Source organism: Qipengyuania nanhaisediminis, assembly GCF_045862805.1.
Classification (GTDB): Bacteria; Pseudomonadota; Alphaproteobacteria; order Sphingomonadales; family Sphingomonadaceae; genus Erythrobacter; species Erythrobacter nanhaisediminis_A.
The window spans coordinates 252,119-272,310 of record NZ_AP025760.1 but is presented as its reverse complement, the minus strand read 5'-3'; the positions used below and the strand labels follow the sequence as shown (position 1 = coordinate 272,310).

Below are 20,192 nucleotides of genomic sequence, written 5' to 3'. Positions count from 1 at the left end.
GGAAAGGGGACAGGCGCGACATGGATTTCCAGCTTACCCAGCAGCAGCGCGAACTCCAGGAGGCCGCGCGCCATTTCGCGCGCAGGGAACTGCCCGATCTCGCCCGCGCGATGGAGGCCGACGATTTTCCGGTCCCTGCCGATATGCTGCGCCGCTTCGGCGAAATGGGATTTCTCGGGGTCAATCTTCCGCAGGAATATGGTGGACTGGGGCTCGGCCATGTCGAGGCGCTGCTGGTGCTCGAGGAATTTGCACGCATTTCCAACGCGGTTGCCTTCCCGGTGTTCGAGGCGCTGACCGGCCCTGTGCGCACGATCGAGCGGTTCGGCTCGGAGGAGATGAAGGCGCAGGTCCTGCCGCGCGTGATCAGGGGCGAGGCGATCGTCGCGGTCTCGATGTCCGAACCCGATGCCGGCACCGCGCTCACCGATCTCACCACCCGCGCGCGCAGGGACGGCGCGGATTTGCTCGTCAGCGGGACCAAGCGATGGACCAGCGGCGGGGGCCATTCGGACTATTACGTCACCTATTGCCGGATGGACGATGCGCCCGGAGCCAAGGGGATCGGTGCGGTCCTGATCGAAAAGGACATGGCGGGCATCACTTTCGGCCCGCGCGAGGAATTGATGGGCTTTCGCGGCATTCCCACCGCCGACATCACGCTCGACGATGTCCGCGTGCCTGCCGGCAACGTGATTGTGGATGCGGGCGGGTTCGGGCGGCTGATGAGCGCTTTCGGCCTCGAACGCTGCGGCAATGCCACCCAGTCGCTGGGGCTCGCGGCAGCCGCGCTCGAACAGGCGCTGTCCTACACGCAGGAGCGCGAGGCGTTCGGCAAGCCGATCGTCGATTTCCAGGCCGTGCAGATGAAACTGGCCGAAATGGCGATGAAGGTCGATGCCGCGCGGCTGCTGATCCACCGTGCCGCCGCCAATGCCGCGCGCAATGAGAGCGGATTGCCGAGCGTCTATGAAAGCAGCACCGCCAAGTGCTTTGCCAACGAGATCGTGCGCGAGGTTGCCGCCCTCGGAATGCAGGTGATGGGCGGCTATGGCTATCACAAGGATTACGGGATGGAGCAGCGCCTGCGCGATGCCTATGCCTGGGGCATCGCGGGCGGGGCGATCGACGTGCAGAAGACCAATATCGCCGCGGCCATGATCGGGCGGCGCTTCGACCAGCGGCGCTAGGGGGCTGTAAATTGCGCGAGTTTGGCCTTGCGCCGGGGCCGTGGCCCCCGCATGAATCGCTCCCATGAGCACTTCCGATCACGACGAGCCCGGCAAGCCGGCAGGACCAGCCACGCCGGCCAGCGGCAACCGGGCGCGGCAATTGTTCGGCCACAAGGGCGGGGCAAGTCCGTGGGAGGGGGCAGGCAAGGCGCAGGCCCGGCCCGGCGCCGAACCGGTCGCCGCCTCGGCGCCCTATCCGCGCGATGCGCAATACACCCCGCGCGAGGGCTCGCCGGGGGAGGATTTCTTCAGCGAAGTCGATGACGAGGGCGAGCTCACCCGCCTCCATCCCAATTACAAGCTGCTGATGCGTTTCGGCGCGCTGATCGCGGGGCTGGTCCTGTTCATCGCGGTCGCCGTGGTCGAAGGCATCCTGCGCAGCGAACTGGGCCTGCCGATGGGGGTTCTCCTGATGCCCGGGGCCATCATCGCGATCATCATCGGCTTTCGCGTTCCGGTCGCGCGCTACAATGCACGCGGCTACCAGATCAGCCGCGACCGGCTGCGCGTGGTGCGCGGGATCTGGTGGCACTCGGACACCATCGTGCCCTTTGGCCGGGTCCAGCATATCGATGTCGACCAGGGCCCGGTCGAACGCGCGCTCGGCATCGCCACAATGACGCTCCACACGGCAGGATCGCACAATGCCTCGGTCCGGCTGCCCGGACTGGGCCATGAACGCGCCATCGCGATGCGCGAGGCGATCCGCGCGCATATCAAGCGGGAAACCCTGTGAGCGAGCCTGACGCGCCGCAGCCAGGCGCTCCGCGCAACACCGATCCCAGGACCGTGCTCGTCGGCGCTCTCGCCTCGGCGCAGAACGCGGTGATCCCGGCGCTGCTCATCATGTTCGGGTCGAGCGGGCTGGGCCTGCTGGTCGCCGCGCCGATCTTCTTCGCGATCCTGCTGATCGGCACATTGTTCAGCTATATCGGCTGGAAGCGGCTGACCTATATCGTCGGCGACAACGACATCCGCGTCGAAAGCGGCGTGCTCAGCCGCTCGGCGCGCTCGGTTCCCTACGAGCGCATCCAGGACGTCAGCCTCGAACAGAAGCTCCTGCCGCGCTTGTTCGGCCTCGTCTCGGTCAAGTTCGAGACCGGTGCGGGCGGGGGCGAGGACCTTGCGCTGTCCTTCCTCACCGAGGAGGACGGCGAGCGCCTGCGCCAGCTGGTGCGCGAGCGGCGCGACAGCGAGGCGGTGCAATCCGGAACCGCCGATGGCGAAACGGCAGCCATCGCCGCGCCTGACGAGGGCGAGGTGCTGTTCGCCATGGGGCCGGGCAGGTTGTTCACTTTCGGATTGTTCGAATTCAGCCTCGCGGTCTTCGCGGTGCTTCTGGGCATGCTCCAATATGCCGAAAGCTTCATCGATATCGAGATCTGGGATGCCGATCTGTGGCGCGGATGGATCGAACAGGGCAGCGGCAGGCTTGCCGAGACCGACGAGCGGCTGCGCACGGTCGGCGCGATCGTGGGCCTGATCGGCGTCATCGTGATCGGTTCGCTCACGGGCATGCTGCGGGTTTTCGCGCGCGAATGGGGTTTCGTGCTCGAACGCACCGCGCGCGGCTTTCGCCGCCGCCGCGGACTGTTCACCCGCACCGACGTGGTCATGCCGATCCACCGCGTGCAAGGCATCAAGATTGCCACCGGGCTGGTGCGTTACCGGTTCGGCTGGCACTCGCTGCGCTTTGTCAGCCTCGCACAGGACATGGGCGCGGCAAGCCACGTGGTCGCGCCGTTCGCCAGGCTGGACGAGATCGCGCCGATTGCCCGGGCCGCGGGGTTCCGCCTGCCCGATGACGGCACCGACTGGCACCGCGCGAGCACGAAATTCCTCGTCGACAGCGCGATTTCCAGCGCACTTGGCTGGCTGGTCATCGCGGGCATCGCCTTTTACGCAACGCGCGAATTCGCGCCCGAATGGACCATGATTGCGACCGGCGTGCCGCTGGTGATCGCGGGACTGAACGTGATCGCCAATGCGCTCGCCTGGCAATATCAGCGCCACGCGCTCGATGCCGGGCAGATCGTCGCCGCGCGCGGGGTGCTCTCACCGCGCAGCCAGATCGCGACCCGGCTCAAGCTGCACTCGGTCGAGATCGCGCAAGGCCCGCTCGCCCGGCTGCGCGGCTATGCAACGCTCCACCTGGGGCAGGCAGGCGGCACTTTCGCAATCCCCGGCGTGCCGGTCGCGCGCGCGCGCGAAGTCCGAGCCTTGGTCATGCAGACCATCGCGGCGACCGATTTCTCGCAGCTCGAACGCCAGGCGGCGCGCTAGGCGCGCAGGTCCGCCCAGTCGGGGTTCTCGTCGAACTTCGCCGCGACATACGAACATTGCGGCACGATCTTGAAGCCGCGCTCGCGCGCATCGGCCACGAATCGCTCGACCAGCCGGCGCGCGATCCCGCGTCCGCCGATCTCGTCGGGCACGACGGTGTGCGTGGCGATGCGCACGTCCTCGGCCACGTCGCGTTCGGGCAGGCCGGTCTTCGGCTCCCATTCGAGATAGCCCTTGGCCTCTTCGCCCTCGATATTGGCGACATAGCGGCCGCCCTGGCCCTGTGCGTGGTGATTGATCGTGATCGCGTCTTCGGAAAGGCTGTTGTCGCTCATTTCAAAATGCTCCTTCTTGCCAAGAACGACGAGGCGGGTAGAGGCGTTCCAAGATGACTGAAACACGGCCCTTCCTCTCCGACAATGCCGCCCCCGTTCATCCCAGGGTATGGGAGGCGATGCGCGCGGCGGACAGCGCCGACAATCCCTATGACGGCGATGCGCTGTCGGCTCGGCTCGATGACGCCTTCACCGAATTGTTCGGGCGCGATTGCGCGGCCGAATGGGTGGCGACGGGGACCGCGGCCAATTGCCTTGCTCTTGCGACCATGTGCCAGCCGCATGGCGGGGTGGTGTGCCACGAGGAAGCGCATATCGAGGTCGACGAAGGCGGCGCGCCCGGTTTCTTCCTCCACGGCGCGAAACTGATGCTGTGCGCAGGCGATGGCGCCAAGCTCACGCCCGAGGCAATCGCCGCGCTGATCGACCCGATCCGGCCCGATGTCCACCAGGTCCAGCCGCACGCCATCGCCATCACCCAGGCGAGCGAATACGGCCGCAGCTACAGCGCGGAGGAATTGCGCGCGCTCGCTGCCTTTGCGAGCGATCGCGGGCTGGGCCTCCACATGGACGGCGCGCGTTTTGCCAATTCTGCCGCCTTTCTCGGCAATTCGGCGCAGCAAGCTGCACGCCAGGCCGCGGGACCCGTCGACAGCCTCGCTTTCGGCTTCATCAAGAATGGCGGGATGAGCGCCGAGGCGGTGGTGTTGTTCGATCCCGGACAGGCCGATCTCGTGCGGTATCGCTGCAAGCGCGGCGGTCATCTGCAATGCAAGGGCCGCTATCTCGCAGCGCAGATCCTCGCAATGCTCGACGACGGGCTATGGTTCGCCAATGCGCGTCACGCCAATGCCGCCGCGCAGGAAATCGCCAGCGGCTGCGAGGGACGGCTGCTGCACCCGGTCGAGGCGAACGAGCTGTTCGTGACGATGAGCGCGGACGAGCGCGAGGCTTTGCGCGGCCAGGGCTTCGCGTTCTACGACTGGGGCGCGCAAGCGGCGCGTTTCGTCACCTCTTGGGACACGCGCGAGGAGGATGCGCGCGCTCTGGGACAGGCGATCGCATCTTTATGAGTGCCGCCTCGTGAGCGGCGATGCGCCCGCAATGCTGAACTGGCGGGTGATCGTGCCCTTCGTGCTCACCGGGGCGATCTGGGGGTCGACCTGGTTCATCATCACTGGCCAGATCGACGGCGTTCCCGCGGCATGGTCGGTGTTCTACCGTTTCGCGCTGGCGACCCCGGCTTTGTTCCTCGTCGCGTGGGCGATGAAACGGCGGCTGGTGCTGACCGCGCCCGAACACCGGCTCGCGGTGCTTGTCGGCCTGTTCCAGTTCAGCGGCAATTTCCTGTTCGTCTACCACGCCGAACTTTACGTTACTTCGGGCGTGGTCGCGATGATGTTCGGGCTGCTGATGGTGCCCAATGCGCTGCTTGCGCGCTTCGTGATCGGCGAGAAGGTGCAAAGCGGCTTCCTCAGAGGAAGCGCGGTGGCGATCGTCGGGGTCTCGTTCCTGCTGGTCCATGAATGGCTCGCCAATCCCGATGCAGGGGTGATCGGCGGCAATGTCGCCCTCGGCATCGTTCTCGCCATGCTCGGCATCCTTGCCGCATCGGTCGCCAACGTGATCCAGGCCAATCCGACCGGGCGCGGAGTGCCGATGGTGAGCCTGCTCGCCTGGGCGATGCTCTACGGCACGCTGTTCGACCTCGGCTTTGCGTGGTTGACCGCCGGTCCGCCGCCCGTGCCTGCCAGCGCCTCCTATTGGGCGGGCATCGTCTATCTCGCGCTGATCGGGTCGGTGATCACCTTCCCGCTGCATTACAATCTGGTGCGCGAGATCGGGGCGGGGCGCACCGCCTACAATTCGATTCTGACGATCTCGGTGGCGATGCTGATCTCGACCCTGTTCGAGGATTACCAGTGGACCTGGCTCACCGCGAGCGGGATGGCGCTCGCCGTGCTGGGAATGGTGCTCGCGCTGAGAGCGCGGCGGGTGAAGAGCGTGCAGGTCCAGCAGAGCGCGCAGATGCGCCCTCACACGAGCGATTCGAGCCCCTCGACATAGGTCGGGTAATCCGGGCGCCAGCCGAGCACGCGCTTCGCCTTGCCGTTCGCGACCCGGCGGTTCTCGGCATAAAAGCCGCGCGCCATGTCCGAGAGGTTCGCTTGCTCAAGCGTTTCGAGCGGCGGCGGTTCGACCCCCAGCAGGCGGCAGGCATGTTCGGTCACCGCATTACCGCTCGCCGGAAGGTCGTCGCCGAGATTGTAGGCACCTGCTGGCGCATTGCTTTCGAGGGCCGCGATCACCCCGCTTGCGATGTCGTCGACATGGACGCGGCTGAAGACCTGTGAGGGCAGGTCGATCCGCCGCGCCTTTTCCTGCCGCACCCGGTCGAGCGCCGAGCGGCCCGGCCCGTATATGCCCGGCAGGCGGAACACCCGCGCGCCGAGATCCAGCCACAGCGCATCCGCTTCGCTGCGCGCGCTGCGGCGACCGGTGCCGGTCGGCGTGCTTTCATCGACCCACGCCCCGCCCGCATCGCCATAGATCCCGGTCGAGGAGAGATAGCCGTACCAGGCGCGCGGAAAATCGCCTCGATAGGCGCTGAGCACCGGGTCGCGCCCGCTTGCCCGGTCAGGCGGGACCGAGGAGAGCACGTGGCTCGCCCGGGCGAGCGCTTCGCGCACCGCCTCGCGGTCGGCGAAGTCCACGTCGCCATCGCTTCCGGTCGCGCTGACCGTCCAGCCGCGCGCCCTTGCCGCTTGTGCGATGCGTTTCGCCGAGTAGCCGAGGCCGAATATGAACAAATGGCGCATGCGGAGCGTTTGGCGCTTGACGCTTGCGCAAATCAACTGAATTCGAGGCCCCATGGATATCGCGACCACCCCGACCAACCCCGATGGCAACCCCGAACTCGCCGATGCGGCACCGACCCCGCACCGCCCGCCGGTGATCCACCGCGAGGATTACAGGCCCTTCCCCTGGCGCGTGCCGACGACCGACCTGGCCTTCGAACTCGGCATCGAGAAAACCCGCATTACCGCGACGCTCGCTGTCGAGCGCAATCCCGATGCCGAGCCGTCGGACAGGTTGAGGCTCAACGGCGATGGCATCACCGCCCAAAGCGTCACGGTCGATGGCGAGGCGGTCAACGATTGGGAAATGGACGGACCCGATCTTGTCCTGCCGCTTGCAGGCGATGCCCACACGGTCGAGATCGTCACCGAAATTGACCCCTCGGCCAACACCCAGCTGATGGGGCTCTATGCCTCGAACGGAATGCTGTGCACCCAGTGCGAGGCCGAGGGTTTCCGCCGCATCACCTTTTTCCCCGACCGGCCGGACGTGCTCTCGACCTACCGCGTTCGGATGAGCGGGCCGAAAGAACAGTTCCCGATCCTCTTGTGCAACGGCAACCGCGCAGCCGAGGGCGAGAACGGCGACGGCACGCACTGGGCCGAATGGCACGATCCCTGGCCCAAGCCGTCCTATCTCTTCGCGCTGGTCGCGGGCGACCTGGTGGCCAATAGCGGCGATTTCACAACCGTTTCGGGTCGCAGGGTCGAATGCAATATCTGGGTCCGCCGCGAAGACCTCGCGCGCACCGACCACGCGCTCGAATCGCTGCACCGTTCGATGAGGTGGGACGAGGAGACCTTCGGGCGCGAATACGATCTCGACCTCTACAACATCGTTGCGGTCTCGGATTTCAACATGGGGGCGATGGAGAACAAGGGCCTCAACGTCTTCAACACCAAATATGTGCTGGCGGACAAGGACACCGCGACCGATGGCGATTTCGACGCGGTGGAAGGCGTGATCGCGCACGAATATTTCCACAATTGGTCGGGCAACCGCATCACCTGCCGCGACTGGTTCCAGCTGTCGCTCAAAGAGGGCTTCACAGTCCTGCGTGACCAGCTGTTCAGCCAGGACATGCGCGGTGAGGCGGTCAAGCGGATCGAGGACGTGCGGATCCTGCGCGCGGCGCAGTTCCCCGAGGATGCGGGGCCGCTCGCGCACCCCATCCGGCCCGATTCCTACCGCGAAATCAGCAATTTCTACACCGCCACCGTCTATAACAAGGGCGCCGAGGTGATCCGCATGATGCGCAGCATGGCGGGCGAGGAGCGCTTTCGCAAAGGCACCGACCTCTATTTCGAGCGCCACGATGGCGAGGCGGCGACCTGCGAGGATTTCGTCCGCGCGATCGAGGACGGGGCGGGGCTCGACCTCACCCAGTTTCGCTTGTGGTATTCGCAGGCCGGCACGCCGCGCGTGCGCGTGAGCCATGAGGTCGCAGGCGACGGGATCAGGATCACGCTCAGCCAGCAGGTTCCGGCCACTCCCGGCCAGGCCAAAAAGCAGCCCATGGTCATCCCGCTGCGCCTCGCGGTGCATTCCAAGGCCAACGAGACAACCGGGACCGAGCACATCGCAGTGCTGACCGAGGCCGAACAGGTGTTCGAATATCCGCTCACCGGCCCCGACCCGGTGATCTCGATCAATCGCGGCTTTACCGCGCCGGTCATCGTCGAGCGCGAGCTTGCCCGCGACGACCTCGTCTTTCTCGCCGCCCATGACGATGATCCCTTTGCCCGCTACGAGGCATTGCAGGAACTCGCGGTCGATCACCTGGTCGCTGCCGCCAGCGGCGAGACCAGCGAAGGGGGCGAGGCGGCGCTGGTCGAGGCATTCCGCGCGATCCTGGCCGACGGGACGCTCGACGATGCGATGCGCGGCGAACTGATGATGCTGCCGAGCGAGACCTATCTGTTCGAGGCCATGGCGGGATCAGGGGCGACCGGCACGCGCAAGGCCGATCCCGGGGCGATCCACGCGGCGCGCGAACGCTTGAAGGCGGCGATCGGGAGTGGCTGCGCAGAAGAACTTGATGCTCTCTACGACCGCGCGGAGGAGGTCGCTTTCGACGATCCCGCCGGGCGCGGCGCGCGCAAGGTGAAGGCGCAGGTCCTGGTCTATGCCGCCGCGAGCGATCCGGCCAAGGCCGCCGAAATGGCCGCACGCCAATATGACCGCGCCGACAACATGACCGACCGGCAGGGCGCGCTGATGGTGCTCGCCGGGCTCGAAGCGCCCGAGCGCGAAGAGCGGCTTGCCGATTTCTACGATCGCTATCGCGGCAACGATCTCGTCATCGACAAGTGGTTCACGCTCCAGGCGCTCTCGCTCCACCCGCAGGTGATCGCCCAGGTCGAGGCGCTCGCACAGCACCGCGATTTTACCATTCGCAATCCCAATCGCGTGCGTTCGCTCTACATGGCCTTTGCCGGCAATCCGCAGGGTTTCCATGCACAGGACGGCGCGGGCTACCGGATGATCGCCGACCTGATCCTGAAACTCGACCCGATCAACCCGCAGACCGCGGCGCGCTTCGTTTCGCCGCTGGGTCGCTGGCGGCGGATCGAGCCGAAGCGCGCGGCGCTGATGAAGGCCGAGCTCGAACGGATTGCCGAGGCCGACAACCTGTCGCGCGACACCTACGAACAGGTGAGCCGCAGCCTCGATGGCTGACCGCGCGCGCCCGGCGCCCTTTGACCTCGCCCGCAGCGATGCGCTTGGCCGGGTGCCGCACGGCTTTTTCGGCTCGGCAGGCGGTGCGCACCAGTTCGGCTTTGGCGGGCCGGGGGGCGAAGGCGAGGTTCGCGCGCTGCGCGCCGCTGCTGCCGATGCGCTGGTGCCCTGCGCCTCTCCGGTCGCGCCGCACCAGGTCCATTCGTCAGACTGCCTCGCTGTTACCGAGCCATGGCCCGACCAGGCCGAGGGCCGTCCGGTCGCCGATGCGCTTGTAACCGACCGGCCAGGAATCGTGCTCGGGATCGTCACAGCAGATTGCGGGCCGGTGCTGTTTGCCGATGCCCAAGCCGGCGTGGTCGCCGCGGCCCATGCCGGCTGGCGCGGGGCGCAGAGCGGGGTGCTCGACAACACGCTCGCCGCGATGGAATCGCTGGGCGCCCGGCGCGAACGGATCGTGGCGGCGCTCGGCCCGACCATTGCCCAGCCGAGCTACGAGGTCGATGCCCCCTTTCGCGACCATTTCGGACCCGATGATGCGCGCCATTTCGCGCCCGCACCGCCGCGCGATGGCCGCGCAAGGTGGCATTTCGACTTGCCCGGCTATATCGGCGCGCGGCTCGAAGCCCTGGAAATCGGCACGTTTGACGACCTCGCGCTCGACACGTTCGCGCTTGCGGACCGCTACCATTCCTATCGCCGCGCGAGCCTTGCCGGCGCACCCTCCTATGGCCGCCAGATCAGCGCGATTGCGCGCCCCGAATAGGGGCTTGCACACAAGCGAAGAGAGCTTGCTCAAAACACGGTTGGCTATTTGCCATTTTGCCGTATATGGCGCCCCAAGCCGTAGGCACGGCGCGCACAGCATGCGCAAACGTGCCCGTGGCTGGGGCGATTTTGCACGCGGGCTATAAAGCCTCGTCCCGTCCCGACTTGAACTTACCGGACGCCGCGGCAGGTCTCCTGCCTGCCGGGGCAAGATGAACAGGATAATTCATCATGGCTTCCACTGCAGAAGGTGCCAGTTCCCAAGACGGCGTGCGTCGCCGCGACTGGATCCATATTGCAGCCATCAGCACCGCGGGCGTCGGCGGGGCTTCGGTTCTTTTCCCGCTGATCAGCCAGATGGCCCCCTCGGCCGATGTTCTCGCGGCCTCGACCACCGATGTCGATGTCTCCGCGATCGAGGCCGGCCAGTCGATCAAGGCGACCTTCCGCGACCAGCCGCTGTTCGTGAAGCGCCTGACCGCTGAAGAGATTGCCGCCGCGCGCGCCGAAGACGATGTCGACATGCGCGATCCCGAAACGCTTGCCGATCGCCTCGGCGAAGGGAACGAGGACATTCTCGTCCAGCTCGGCGTCTGCACCCACCTTGGCTGCGTGCCGCTTGGCGCGGGCGAGGGCGAGGACAAGGGCGAGTTCAACGGCTATTTCTGCCCGTGCCACGGCTCGCACTACGACGTTGCCGGCCGCATCCGCAAAGGCCCGGCGCCGACCAATCTCGCCGTTCCCGAGTTTTCCTTCCCGTCCGAAGGCGTGCTGCGCGTCGGCTGACGGTAGCGATCCGGACACGCAACGTTATTCAACGCTGACCAAACGCAAGAGACCATTATGAGCTTTGCCTGGGCCAAACAGTACGAACCGAAGACCGCTTTCACCCAGTGGATCGACGAGAAACTTCCGCTTCCGCGGCTCGTCTACAACGCGGTGGGCGCAGGCTATCCGGTGCCGCGTAACCTCAATTACATGTGGAATTTCGGCGTCCTGGCAGGCTTTTGCCTGGTGCTCCAGATCATCACCGGCGTGGTCCTGGCGATGCATTACAGCGCCGACACCACGGTCGCGTTCGGCTCGATCGAGCACATCATGCGCAACGTCAATTACGGCTGGATGCTCAAATATGCCCACGCCAATGGCGCGAGCTTCTTCTTCCTGGTGATCTACCTGCACATCTTCCGCGGGTTCTACTATTCCTCCTACAAGGCCCCGCGCGAGATGATCTGGCTGCTGGGCGTGGTCATCTTCCTGCTGATGATGGCGACCGCCTTCATGGGCTACGTGCTTCCCTGGGGCCAGATGAGCTTCTGGGGCGCGAAGGTGATTACCGGCCTGTTCGGCGCGATCCCCGTGATCGGCGAGCCGCTCCAGACCTGGCTGGTCGGCGGATTTGCTCCGAACAACTCGACGCTCAACCGCTTCTTCTCGCTGCACTTCCTGCTGCCCTTCGTGATCGCGGGTGTCGTCATCCTGCACATCTGGGCGCTGCACATTCCCGGCTCGTCGAACCCGACCGGCGTCGAGGTGAAGCAGGAAAGCGACACGGTGCCCTTCCACCCCTATTACACGGCCAAGGACGGCTTCGGGCTCGGGATCTTCCTGATCCTCTACACCGCCTTCGTGTTCTTCGCGCCGAACCTGCTCGGCCACCCGGACAACTGGGTCGAGGCGAACCCGCTCTCGACCCCGGCGCTGATCGTGCCCGAATGGTATTTTTACCCGTTCTACGCGATCCTGCGCGCCTTTACCGGCGACCTCACGATCCCCTTCACCGACGTGATCCTGATCCCGGCCAAGCTGCTCGGCGTGATCGCGATGTTCAGCGCGATACTGGTGTGGTTCCTGCTGCCCTGGCTCGACAAGAGCCCGGTGCGTTCGGGCCATTACCGTCCGCTGTTCAAGAAGTTCTTCTGGTTCGGCCTGATCCCGTGCATGCTCGCGCTGTTCTATCTCGGCGGGGCCAAGCCCGAAGAGCCCTATATCGTGTTCAGCCAGATCGCGACGGCCTACTACTTCATGCACTTCCTCGTGATCCTGCCGATCGTCAGCCAGATCGAGAAGCCCAAGCCGCTGCCTTACTCGATCACCGAGGCGGTGCTGGGCGACGATGTCCCTGGCGGCACCAGCGGCGGCGGGGACATGCCGCCCCCGCGCGACGCGGTGAAGAACCTGCCCGCCGATGGCGGCGCAGCGCCCGAGCCGGCCGAGTAACCGGGCCCGCAATTGTAACTGACCCGATGAACGAGAAAGAGTTTAGGTCATGAGTATTCGACTTCTGGGCATCCTTGCCGGTCTCGGCCTCACCGCGGTGCTGGTGCTGTGGTCGCTCGTCCCCGGCCTCCTCAATTTCGCGCTGCCCGAAAAGCCCGATTATTACGCCTTCCAGGAAGAGAACATCTCGCCCGAGGGCGGGTTCTCCTTCGACGGGCCGCTCGGCACCTGGGACACCCAGCAGCTGCAGCGCGGCTACCAGGTCTACAAGGAAGTCTGCGCGGCCTGCCACAGCCTCAAATATGTCGCGTTCCGCAATCTCGAGGACCTCGGCTACAACGAAGCCGAAGTGCGCGCAGAGGCGGCCAGCTGGAACGTGCCGGGCCTCGACCCGAACACCGGCGAAGCGACCACGCGTCCGGGCCTTCCGACCGACCAGTTCCCTTCGCCCTATCCCAACGACATCGCCGCGCGCGCTGCCAACAACAACGCGATTCCGCCCGATCTCTCGCTGATCACCAAGGCGCGCAAGGACGGCACCAATTACGTCTATTCGCTGATGCTCGGTTACACCGAGCCGACGGCAGAGGATCTCGCGAAATCGCCCGATTTCACGACGCCGGAAGGGCTCTATTTCAACGAGCATTTCTACAACATCAACATCGCCATGCCGCCGCAGCTTCGCGATGGCCTCGTCAGCTATTCCGATGGCACTCCGGCCACGCGGGAACAGATGGCCGAAGACGTCACCGCCTTCCTGACCTGGGCCGGCGAGCCTTCGCTGATCCACCGCAAGCAGACCGGCTGGTGGGTGCTCGGCTTCCTGCTGTTCGCAACCGGCCTTGCCTTCCTGTCCTACAAGCAGGTCTGGGCCGGCATGAAGCCGAAGAAGCGCTAGGCGCCCATTTCGCTTTCGCATGACATCGCAGCGCCCCGTCATCCGGACATGGATGGCGGGGCGCTGTCATTGAAGGACACCGAAACGTGGAATCACAGGCACTGACCCCCGATCAACTCAAGGCGCTGGTGCGCACCGTGCCGGATTTCCCCCAACCGGGAATCCAGTTCCGCGACATCACCACCCTGATCGGCGATGGCGCGGGCCTTTCGGCGAGCGTCGCCCATCTCGCTGCGATGGCTCGCGAGGCAGGCGCGCAGAAGATCGCCGGGATGGAAGCGCGCGGCTTCATCTTCGGCGCGGCGGTCGCGGTCCAGCTTGGCGTGGGTTTCGTATCGGTGCGCAAGCCCGGCAAGCTGCCGGTCGATGTGATCGGCATCGATTACGACCTCGAATATGGCAAGGACCGGCTCGAAATGGACCCGGGGGCCGTCAGCGATGGCGAACAGGTGGTGATCGTCGATGACCTCATCGCCACCGGCGGCACCGCGCTCGCGGCGGTCAAGCTATTGCGCACGGCCGGCGCACGGGTCGACAATGCGCTTTTCGTGATCGACCTGCCCGATCTCGGCGGTGCCGAGCGACTGGCCGCGGCGGGGGTCGATGTCGCCGCGCTGATGGATTTTGCAGGCGCTTGAACCGCGCAAGGCCCTCGCGCTGCCGACCGGGCCGTTATCCTGACCGATCGGTCATTTTCTTCGCCCAAGGCGGAACCCGCCCACCTGCGGGGCGTTATGCGATGAAGGGAACCAGCCTCACATGACATCGCAAGCACTCGTAATCGCAGCCATCGGCGCCCTGGGTATTGGCGCACAATGGCTTGCCTGGCGCACCGGCTGGCCGGCGATCGTGCTGATGCTCGCCGCGGGTTTCCTCGCCGGGCCGGTGCTCGGCGTGATCGATCCCGAGGCGGCTTTCGGCGAGATGCTCGACCCGATGATAAGCATCGGGGTGGCGCTGATCCTGTTCGAGGGCGGGTTGAGCCTCGATCTGCGCGAACTCAGGCATTCGGGCGCGGCGGTATGGCGATTGGCGACGGTCGGCGTGCTGATCGGCTGGGCGCTCGGCGCGATTGCCGGGTTCTACATTGCCGGGCTCGTCTGGCCGGTCGCGATCCTGTTCGGCGGGATCCTGATCGTCACCGGGCCGACCGTGGTGATCCCGCTGCTGCGCCAGGCCAATATCCAGACCCGGCCCAACTCGATCCTCAAGTGGGAGGGCATCGTCAACGACCCCACCGGCGCCCTGTGCGCGGTGATCGCCTACGAATATTTCCGCTTCGTGCAGGACAATCCCGGTGCCAGCCTCGTCGATGTCGTCCCACCGCTGATCATCGCCGCGATCCTGGCAGGGCTGATCGGCTATGCCGCGGCGCGGCTGATCGCCTACCTCTTCCCGCGCGGCGCGATCCCCGAATATCTAAAGGTCCCGGTGCTGTTCACGACCGTGATCGCGGTGTTCGTCATATCGAACATGATCGAACACGAAGCCGGCCTCGTCGCGGTCACCGTGATGGGCGTGGCGCTGGCGAACATGGACGTCTCCTCGATCCGCTCGATTCACCCGTTCAAGGAAAATGTCGCGGTCCTGCTGGTCTCGGGCATCTTCATCCTGCTCGCCTCCTCGCTCTCGCTCGAGGACCTGAGCTATCTCAACCCGCTCGAGCCGGTGGGCCTGAGGTTCATGCTCTTCCTGCTCGCTCTCCTGTTCCTCGTGCGCCCGGTGACGGTGCTGCTCAGCCTGCTCGGCACCAGCGTGCCGTGGAACGAGCGGTTGTTCGTCGCCTGGATCGCGCCGCGCGGCATCGTGCTGGTCGCGATTTCGGGCCTGTTCGCGCTCCGGCTCGAGGATCTGGGGATCGAGGGCGGCCAGCTCCTGATCGGCCTCAGCTTCGCGGTGGTGGTTGCGACCGTGATCGCGCACGGTTTCACCATCGGGCTCGCGGCCAGGCTGCTCGGGGTCAAGGGCACTTCGCGCCCGGGCCTGCTGATCGTCGGCTCGACCCCGTGGACCATCGCGCTCGCCAAGCAGATGGAAGCGCTCAAGACCCCGGTGATGATCGTCGATCCCAGCTGGCAGCGCCTCGGCGCGGCGCGGCGCGAAGGGCTGCCTTTCTACCACGGCGAAATCCTCAACGAGGCGACCGAGCACAATCTCGACCTCGCGCCCTACCAGGTGCTGGTCGCAGCGACCGACAACGAGGCCTACAACACGCTGGTGTGCAACGAATTCGCCCACGAGATTGGCCGGGACAGCGTCTACCAGCTCGGCGAGAGCGCCGACGGGCAGGACGACAAGCATGCGCTTCCGCCGAGCCTGCGCGGCCGTGCCTTGTTCGAAAGCGGCTATGGCGTCGACGAGGTCAACGACAAGCAGAAGCAGGGCTGGGTGTTCAAGAAGACCAAGCTCTCGGACGAATTCGACTACGAGGATGCGCGCGAAAAACTGCCCGACAGCGCAACCATGCTGCTGCTCGTGCGCGAAAGCGGGATCCTGCGCTTCTTCACCCATGCCGCGCGGCCCGAACCGCGCGCGGGCGACACCATCATCAGCTTCGTCCCGCCCAAGGTCGCCGCTCCCAAGGACCGGGGCGAAAAGGCCGGAACAGACAAGAAGCCGGCAGAAAGCGGCGATACCGGCCCCGCCGCGCCGCAAGCCACCTGACCCAGTTCAAGAGGATCGCATGAACACCGCACGCATCACCCTGTCACTCGCTCTGATCGCCGCGCTCGCCGCGTGCAAGGCCGAGCGGAGCGGCGATGACGGCGATCCCGTAGGCAGCGGGGATCCCGTAATCGTCGAAGGCGGCGAGGCGACCCCCGGTACCGGCGAGCGCACCTCGATCCTGCGCCCCGATGTCGAGGCCGAGCAGCCGCTTCCCTCGGACCCGCTCGATCCGCTCGAGGTCACGATCGGCTTTCTCGAAGGCGGCGCCGCTCTCGATACGGCTGCGCGCACCGCGCTCAAACGGGTGCTGGAATCCGGCCAGCTGGCTGAAGGCGGTGCGATCACCCTTCGCGGCCATTCGGACACCGGAGGCAGCGATGCGGCAAACATGCGCGTCTCGCAGCGCCGTGCCGAAGCGGTGCGCGACTGGCTGACCGAGCGCGGGGTCGAGGCGGATCGCTTCACGATCATCGCCTTTGGCGAACAGAACCCGGTCGAACCCAACGCCCATCGCGACGGCACCCCCAACGAGGACGGCCGCGCGGCCAATCGCCGGGTCGAGCTCACCATCGCGGTCGAACCGGGCGCGGCTGACGCGCCCGCCACCGCTTCAACCGAGTCCGGCGACTAGGTCGAGCACGCGCCCGGCGAATTGCGGGCGGCAGATCAGCAGGTCCGGCAGATAGGGGTCGGCGCGGTTGTAGACCAGCGGCGAGCCGTCGATGCGCGAACAATGCAGGCCGTGCGCGCGCGCCACCGCGACCGGGGCGCAGCTGTCCCATTCATACTGCCCGCCCGAATGGAGGTAGATCTCGGCCTCGCCGCGCACCACCGCCATGGCTTTCGCGCCCGCGCTGCCCATCGCCACAAGCTCACCGCCGATCGCATCGCACAGCGCCAGCGCCTCGCGCGCGGGGCGCGTGCGGCTGACGAGAAAGCGCGGGCATTGCTCCTGACGCTCGGTGAGCGGGGCGAGCGGACGGGGCATATCGCTGCGCAGCACCGTGCCGCCTGCAAGCCCCGGGAGCGCCACCGCTCCGACTTCGGCCATGCCATCGATAGCGAGCGCGACATGCACCGCCCAGTCGGCGCGGCATTCGCCGTATTCGCGCGTTCCGTCGACCGGATCGACGATCCAGACCCGGCTGCGGTCGAGCCGCGCGGTGCTGTCGCGCTCCTCCTCGGACAGGATGGCATCATCGGGCCGCGCGGCGGCGAGCGCGCTGCACAGCAACTGGTTGGCCTGCCGATCGCCCTCATCGCCCAGCGCCTTGCCCGAAAACTCCCCGCTTTCGCGCAAGGCGACCGCGAGCCGCCCCGCTTCTTCGGCAAGGCGCGCGGCAAGCGCGGCATCGCTCAGCGCGGCAAGGGGGGTGTCGGCCATGCTCATTTGAGCGGCATGATCCGGCTGATGATGTAATCGGCTGCCTCGGCGGCGGTCATGTCGACCGTGTTGACCGTGATCTCGGCGTTTTCGGGCGGCTCATAGGGGCTGTCGATCCCGGTGAAGTTCTTGAGCTCGCCGCTGCGCGCCTTCTTGTAAAGGCCCTTCACATCGCGGCGCTCGGCCACTTCGAGCGGGGTATCGACGAAGATCTCGATGAACTCGCCTTCGGGAAGCATCTCGCGCACCATCCGCCGCTCGGCGCGGAACGGGCTGATGAAGGCGGTGAGCACGACCAGCCCGGCATCGGCCATCAGCCTTGCGACCTCGCCGATCCTGCGGATGTTCTCGATCCGGTCGGCCTCGGTAAAACCCAGGTCCTTGTTGAGCCCATGGCGCACATTGTCGCCATCGAGCAGGAAGGTGTGCCGGTTCATCAAGGCGAGCCGTTTCTCGACCTCGTTGGCGATGGTCGACTTGCCCGAACCCGAAAGCCCGGTGAACCACAACACGCGCGGGCGCTGGTTCTTGAGCGCGGCATGGTCGTCGCGGGTGATCGTGGTCGGCTGCCAGTGGACGTTTTGTGCACGGCGCAGGCTGAAGGCGATCATCCCTGCGCCCACGGTCGCATTGGTGAACTTGTCGATCAGGATGAAGCCGCCCAGCTGACGGCTCGTCTCATAGGCTTCGAAGGCGATCGGACGGTCGGTCGCCAGCTCGCACACGCCGATCGCGTTGAGGCCGAGCGTCTTGGCCGCGAGGTGTTCGAGGCTGCCCATGTCGATCTCGTATTTGGGCTGCTGGAGCGTGGCGGTGACGGTCTGCGTGCCCAGCTTGAGCCAGTAGCCGCGCCCGGGCTTGAGCGCGGTCTCGTCCATCCACACGATCGTCGCGTTGAACTGGTCGGACGCCTCGGGCGGGTCGCCTGCTGCGGCGATCACGTCCCCGCGCGAGCAATCCACCTCGTCAGCGAGCCTGAGCGTCACCGACTGGCCCGCCACCGCCTCGTCGAGATCGCCATCGAAGGTTGATATCGCCTTGACCGTGCTGGTCTTGCCGCCCGGCACCACGCGCACCTTGTCGCCCGGACGGACGGTGCCCGCGCTAATCAGCCCGGCAAAGCCGCGGAAGTCGGAAGTGGGCCGGTTGACCCATTGCACCGGCATCCGGAAGGGGCGCTCCTGCGCGGCGGTGTTGGCAAGCTCGACGCTCTCGAGGTGGTCGATCAGCGCCGGGCCATCATACCACGGCATGTTGGCAGAGGGGCCGCCATCTGGCCCTGCGGTGATGTTGTCGCCGCGAAAGCCCGAGACGGGAATCGCTTTGAAGGCATCGATCCCGATCTCCCTTGCGAAACCCGCGTAATCGGCAACGATATCCTCGAAGACCTGCTTGTCGTAGCCCACGAGGTCCATCTTGTTCACCGCGAGCACGACGTGCCGGATGCCGAGCAGGTTGACGAGGAAGGAGTGCCGCCGGGTCTGCTGGAGCACGCCCTTTCTCGCATCGACGAGGATCACTGCGAGGTCTGCGGTCGATGCGCCGGTGACCATATTGCGGGTATATTGTTCGTGCCCCGGCGTGTCGGCGACGATGAACTTGCGCCGCGCGGTGGCGAAGAACCGGTAGGCGACATCGATCGTGATGCCTTGTTCGCGCTCTGCGGCTAGGCCATCGACCAGAAGCGCGAAATCGATCTCCGCGCCTTGCGTGCCGTGCTTCGCGCTGTCGGCCTCGAGATGCGCGAGCTGGTCCTCGAAGATCATCTTCGAATCGTAAAGCAACCGCCCGATCAGCGTCGATTTGCCGTCATCGACGCTGCCGCAGGTGATGAAGCGCAGCAGCCCCTTGTGCTGGTGCGCGTCGAGATAGGCGGCGATATCCTCGCCGATCAGGGCGTCGGCCTGGTAGGCAGGATGGTCCATCAGAAATAGCCCTCCTGCTTCTTGTCTTCCATCGATGCCGACTGCCCCTTGTCGATCGCGCGGCCCTGCCGCTCGGACCCGGTGGCGAGCAACATTTCGCGGATGATGGCGTTCATGTCGGTGGCGGTGCTGACCGTCGCCCCGGTGAGCGGGTAGCAACCCAGCGTGCGGAAGCGCACCGAGCGCATCACCGGCTCCTCGCCCGCATCGAGCCGGAAGCGGTCGTCATCGACCACCAGGATCATCCCGTCGCGTTCCACCGTCGGGCGCGGGGCGGCGAAATAGAGCGGGACGATATCGATCTTCTCGAGCGCGATATATTGCCAGATGTCGAGTTCGGTCCAGTTCGAGATCGGGAAGACGCGGATGCTCTCGGCCGCATTCTTCTTCGCATTGTAGAGGTTCCACAATTCGGGGCGCTGGTTCTTCGGGTCCCAGCGATGCGAGGCGGTGCGGAACGAGAAGACGCGTTCCTTGGCGCGCGCTTTTTCCTCGTCGCGCCGCCCGCCGCCAAAGGCCGCGTCGAAACCGTGCTCGCTCAGCGCGGCCTTGAGCGGGTCGGTGAGCTGCGCCTGCGAGTATTGCGCGCTGCCGGTGTCGAAGGGGTTGATCCCCTGAAGCTCGGCTTCCTGGTTCTCGGCGACGATCAGCCTGAGCCCGTATTCGCGCACGGTCTTGTCGCGGTGGTCGAGCAGCGCCCGAAAATCCCACCCGCTCGCCACGTGCAGCATCAGGAAGGGCGGCGGCGCGGGATGGAATGCCTTGCGCGCCAGGTGCAGCATGACGCTCGAATCCTTGCCTACCGAATAGAGCATGACCGGGTTCTCGGTCTCTGCCACGACCTCGCGGAAGATGTGGATGCTCTCGGCCTCGAGCCGTTCGAGATGGGTCAGGGTGCGCATGTGCAGCCGGTTAATGCGCAGCCGCGGCGAAAAACACAAA

The 20,192-nt window shown here is 66.0% G+C and carries 18 protein-coding genes; 13 read left to right on the top strand and 5 right to left on the bottom strand.

The features are described from left to right. Nucleotides 1-20 precede the first annotated feature (20 nt). The 3 genes from ACKTSM_RS01335 (at nt 21) to ACKTSM_RS01325 (ending at nt 3,515) form a co-directional block, all read left to right on the top strand. Nucleotides 21-1,190, top strand: a complete 1,170-nt coding sequence (locus tag ACKTSM_RS01335) for an acyl-CoA dehydrogenase family protein (protein ID WP_407875353.1) — start codon at nt 21-23, stop codon at nt 1,188-1,190. A gap of 64 nt (nt 1,191-1,254) precedes the next feature. Continuing rightward, nucleotides 1,255-1,968: a PH domain-containing protein gene (locus ACKTSM_RS01330; protein ID WP_407875352.1), complete on the top strand. Its 714-nt coding sequence runs from the start codon at nt 1,255-1,257 to the stop codon at nt 1,966-1,968. Further along, nucleotides 1,965-3,515 (top strand): PH domain-containing protein, encoded by a 1,551-nt coding sequence (locus ACKTSM_RS01325; protein ID WP_407875351.1) that lies wholly within the window; start codon nt 1,965-1,967, stop codon nt 3,513-3,515. Before ACKTSM_RS01330 ends, ACKTSM_RS01325 begins: the two co-directional genes overlap by 4 nt. On the opposite strand, the gene ACKTSM_RS01320 is transcribed toward ACKTSM_RS01325, so the two are convergent. Beyond that, nucleotides 3,512-3,850 carry a GNAT family N-acetyltransferase gene (locus ACKTSM_RS01320; protein ID WP_407875350.1) on the bottom strand — a complete coding sequence of 113 codons (339 nt, stop codon included), beginning with the start codon at nt 3,848-3,850 and terminating at the stop codon, nt 3,512-3,514. The two genes, ACKTSM_RS01325 and ACKTSM_RS01320, sit on opposite strands and share 4 nt — an antisense overlap. A 53-nt stretch (nt 3,851-3,903) precedes the next feature. Between ACKTSM_RS01320 and ACKTSM_RS01315 the strand changes: the two genes are divergently transcribed. Next, complete coding sequence (locus ACKTSM_RS01315; RefSeq protein ID WP_407875349.1) at nt 3,904-4,923, top strand: threonine aldolase family protein; 1,020 nt, start codon at nt 3,904-3,906, stop codon at nt 4,921-4,923. 31 nt (nt 4,924-4,954) lie between these two features. Further along, complete coding sequence (locus ACKTSM_RS01310) at nt 4,955-5,917, top strand: DMT family transporter (RefSeq protein ID WP_407876385.1); 963 nt, start codon at nt 4,955-4,957, stop codon at nt 5,915-5,917. Here the strand turns inward: ACKTSM_RS01310 and ACKTSM_RS01305 are convergent. Then, nucleotides 5,887-6,669: an SDR family NAD(P)-dependent oxidoreductase gene (locus ACKTSM_RS01305; protein WP_407875348.1), complete on the bottom strand. Its 783-nt coding sequence runs from the start codon at nt 6,667-6,669 to the stop codon at nt 5,887-5,889. The genes ACKTSM_RS01310 and ACKTSM_RS01305 overlap by 31 nt on opposite strands. Nucleotides 6,670-6,721: 52 nt before the next feature. Here ACKTSM_RS01305 and pepN point away from each other — a divergent pair, with 52 nt between their 5' ends. The 8 genes from pepN to ACKTSM_RS01265 all read left to right on the top strand — a co-directional run bounded on the left by pepN (nt 6,722) and on the right by ACKTSM_RS01265 (nt 16,572). After that, on the top strand, nt 6,722-9,388 hold the full coding sequence (gene pepN, locus ACKTSM_RS01300) for an aminopeptidase N (RefSeq protein ID WP_407875347.1): 2,667 nt from the start codon (nt 6,722-6,724) through the stop codon (nt 9,386-9,388). Continuing rightward, nucleotides 9,381-10,154, top strand: a complete 774-nt coding sequence (locus ACKTSM_RS01295) for a polyphenol oxidase family protein (RefSeq protein ID WP_407875346.1) — start codon at nt 9,381-9,383, stop codon at nt 10,152-10,154. Before pepN ends, ACKTSM_RS01295 begins: the two co-directional genes overlap by 8 nt. Before the next feature lie 233 nt (nt 10,155-10,387). Next, nucleotides 10,388-10,942, top strand: coding sequence for a ubiquinol-cytochrome c reductase iron-sulfur subunit (gene petA / locus ACKTSM_RS01290; RefSeq protein WP_407875345.1), 555 nt, complete (start codon nt 10,388-10,390; stop codon nt 10,940-10,942). A 57-nt stretch (nt 10,943-10,999) separates the two neighbouring features. Then, nucleotides 11,000-12,376, top strand: coding sequence for a cytochrome bc complex cytochrome b subunit (locus tag ACKTSM_RS01285; protein ID WP_407875344.1), 1,377 nt, complete (start codon nt 11,000-11,002; stop codon nt 12,374-12,376). Nucleotides 12,377-12,425: 49 nt separating this feature from the next. Further along, nucleotides 12,426-13,274, top strand: coding sequence for a cytochrome c1 (locus tag ACKTSM_RS01280; RefSeq protein ID WP_407875343.1), 849 nt, complete (start codon nt 12,426-12,428; stop codon nt 13,272-13,274). Between the two features lie 101 nt (nt 13,275-13,375). Then, the gene (locus ACKTSM_RS01275; RefSeq protein ID WP_407876384.1) at nt 13,376-13,912 is read left to right on the top strand and encodes an adenine phosphoribosyltransferase; all 537 of its coding nucleotides are present in this window, start codon (nt 13,376-13,378) and stop codon (nt 13,910-13,912) included. Nucleotides 13,913-14,033: 121 nt separating this feature from the next. After that, nucleotides 14,034-15,938, top strand: coding sequence for a cation:proton antiporter (locus ACKTSM_RS01270; RefSeq protein WP_407875342.1), 1,905 nt, complete (start codon nt 14,034-14,036; stop codon nt 15,936-15,938). Nucleotides 15,939-15,957: 19 nt separating this feature from the next. Then, a complete protein-coding gene (locus ACKTSM_RS01265) occupies nt 15,958-16,572 on the top strand; it encodes an OmpA family protein (RefSeq protein WP_407875341.1) in 615 nt (204 codons plus the stop codon). Here ACKTSM_RS01265 and ACKTSM_RS01260 read toward each other — a convergent pair. Genes ACKTSM_RS01260 through cysD form a run of 3 tightly spaced genes read right to left on the bottom strand, consistent with a single transcriptional unit; the run spans nt 16,552 to nt 20,152 of the window. Then, a complete protein-coding gene (locus ACKTSM_RS01260; RefSeq protein WP_407875340.1) occupies nt 16,552-17,325 on the bottom strand; it encodes a 3'(2'),5'-bisphosphate nucleotidase CysQ in 774 nt (257 codons plus the stop codon). The two genes, ACKTSM_RS01265 and ACKTSM_RS01260, sit on opposite strands and share 21 nt — an antisense overlap. A gap of 2 nt (nt 17,326-17,327) precedes the next feature. Continuing rightward, the gene (gene cysN, locus ACKTSM_RS01255) at nt 17,328-19,250 is read right to left on the bottom strand and encodes a sulfate adenylyltransferase subunit CysN (protein ID WP_407875339.1); all 1,923 of its coding nucleotides are present in this window, start codon (nt 19,248-19,250) and stop codon (nt 17,328-17,330) included. Continuing rightward, nucleotides 19,250-20,152 (bottom strand): sulfate adenylyltransferase subunit CysD, encoded by a 903-nt coding sequence (gene cysD / locus ACKTSM_RS01250; RefSeq protein ID WP_407875338.1) that lies wholly within the window; start codon nt 20,150-20,152, stop codon nt 19,250-19,252. The genes cysN and cysD overlap by 1 nt, the downstream gene beginning before the upstream one ends. Between the last annotated feature and the right edge of the window lie 40 nt (nt 20,153-20,192).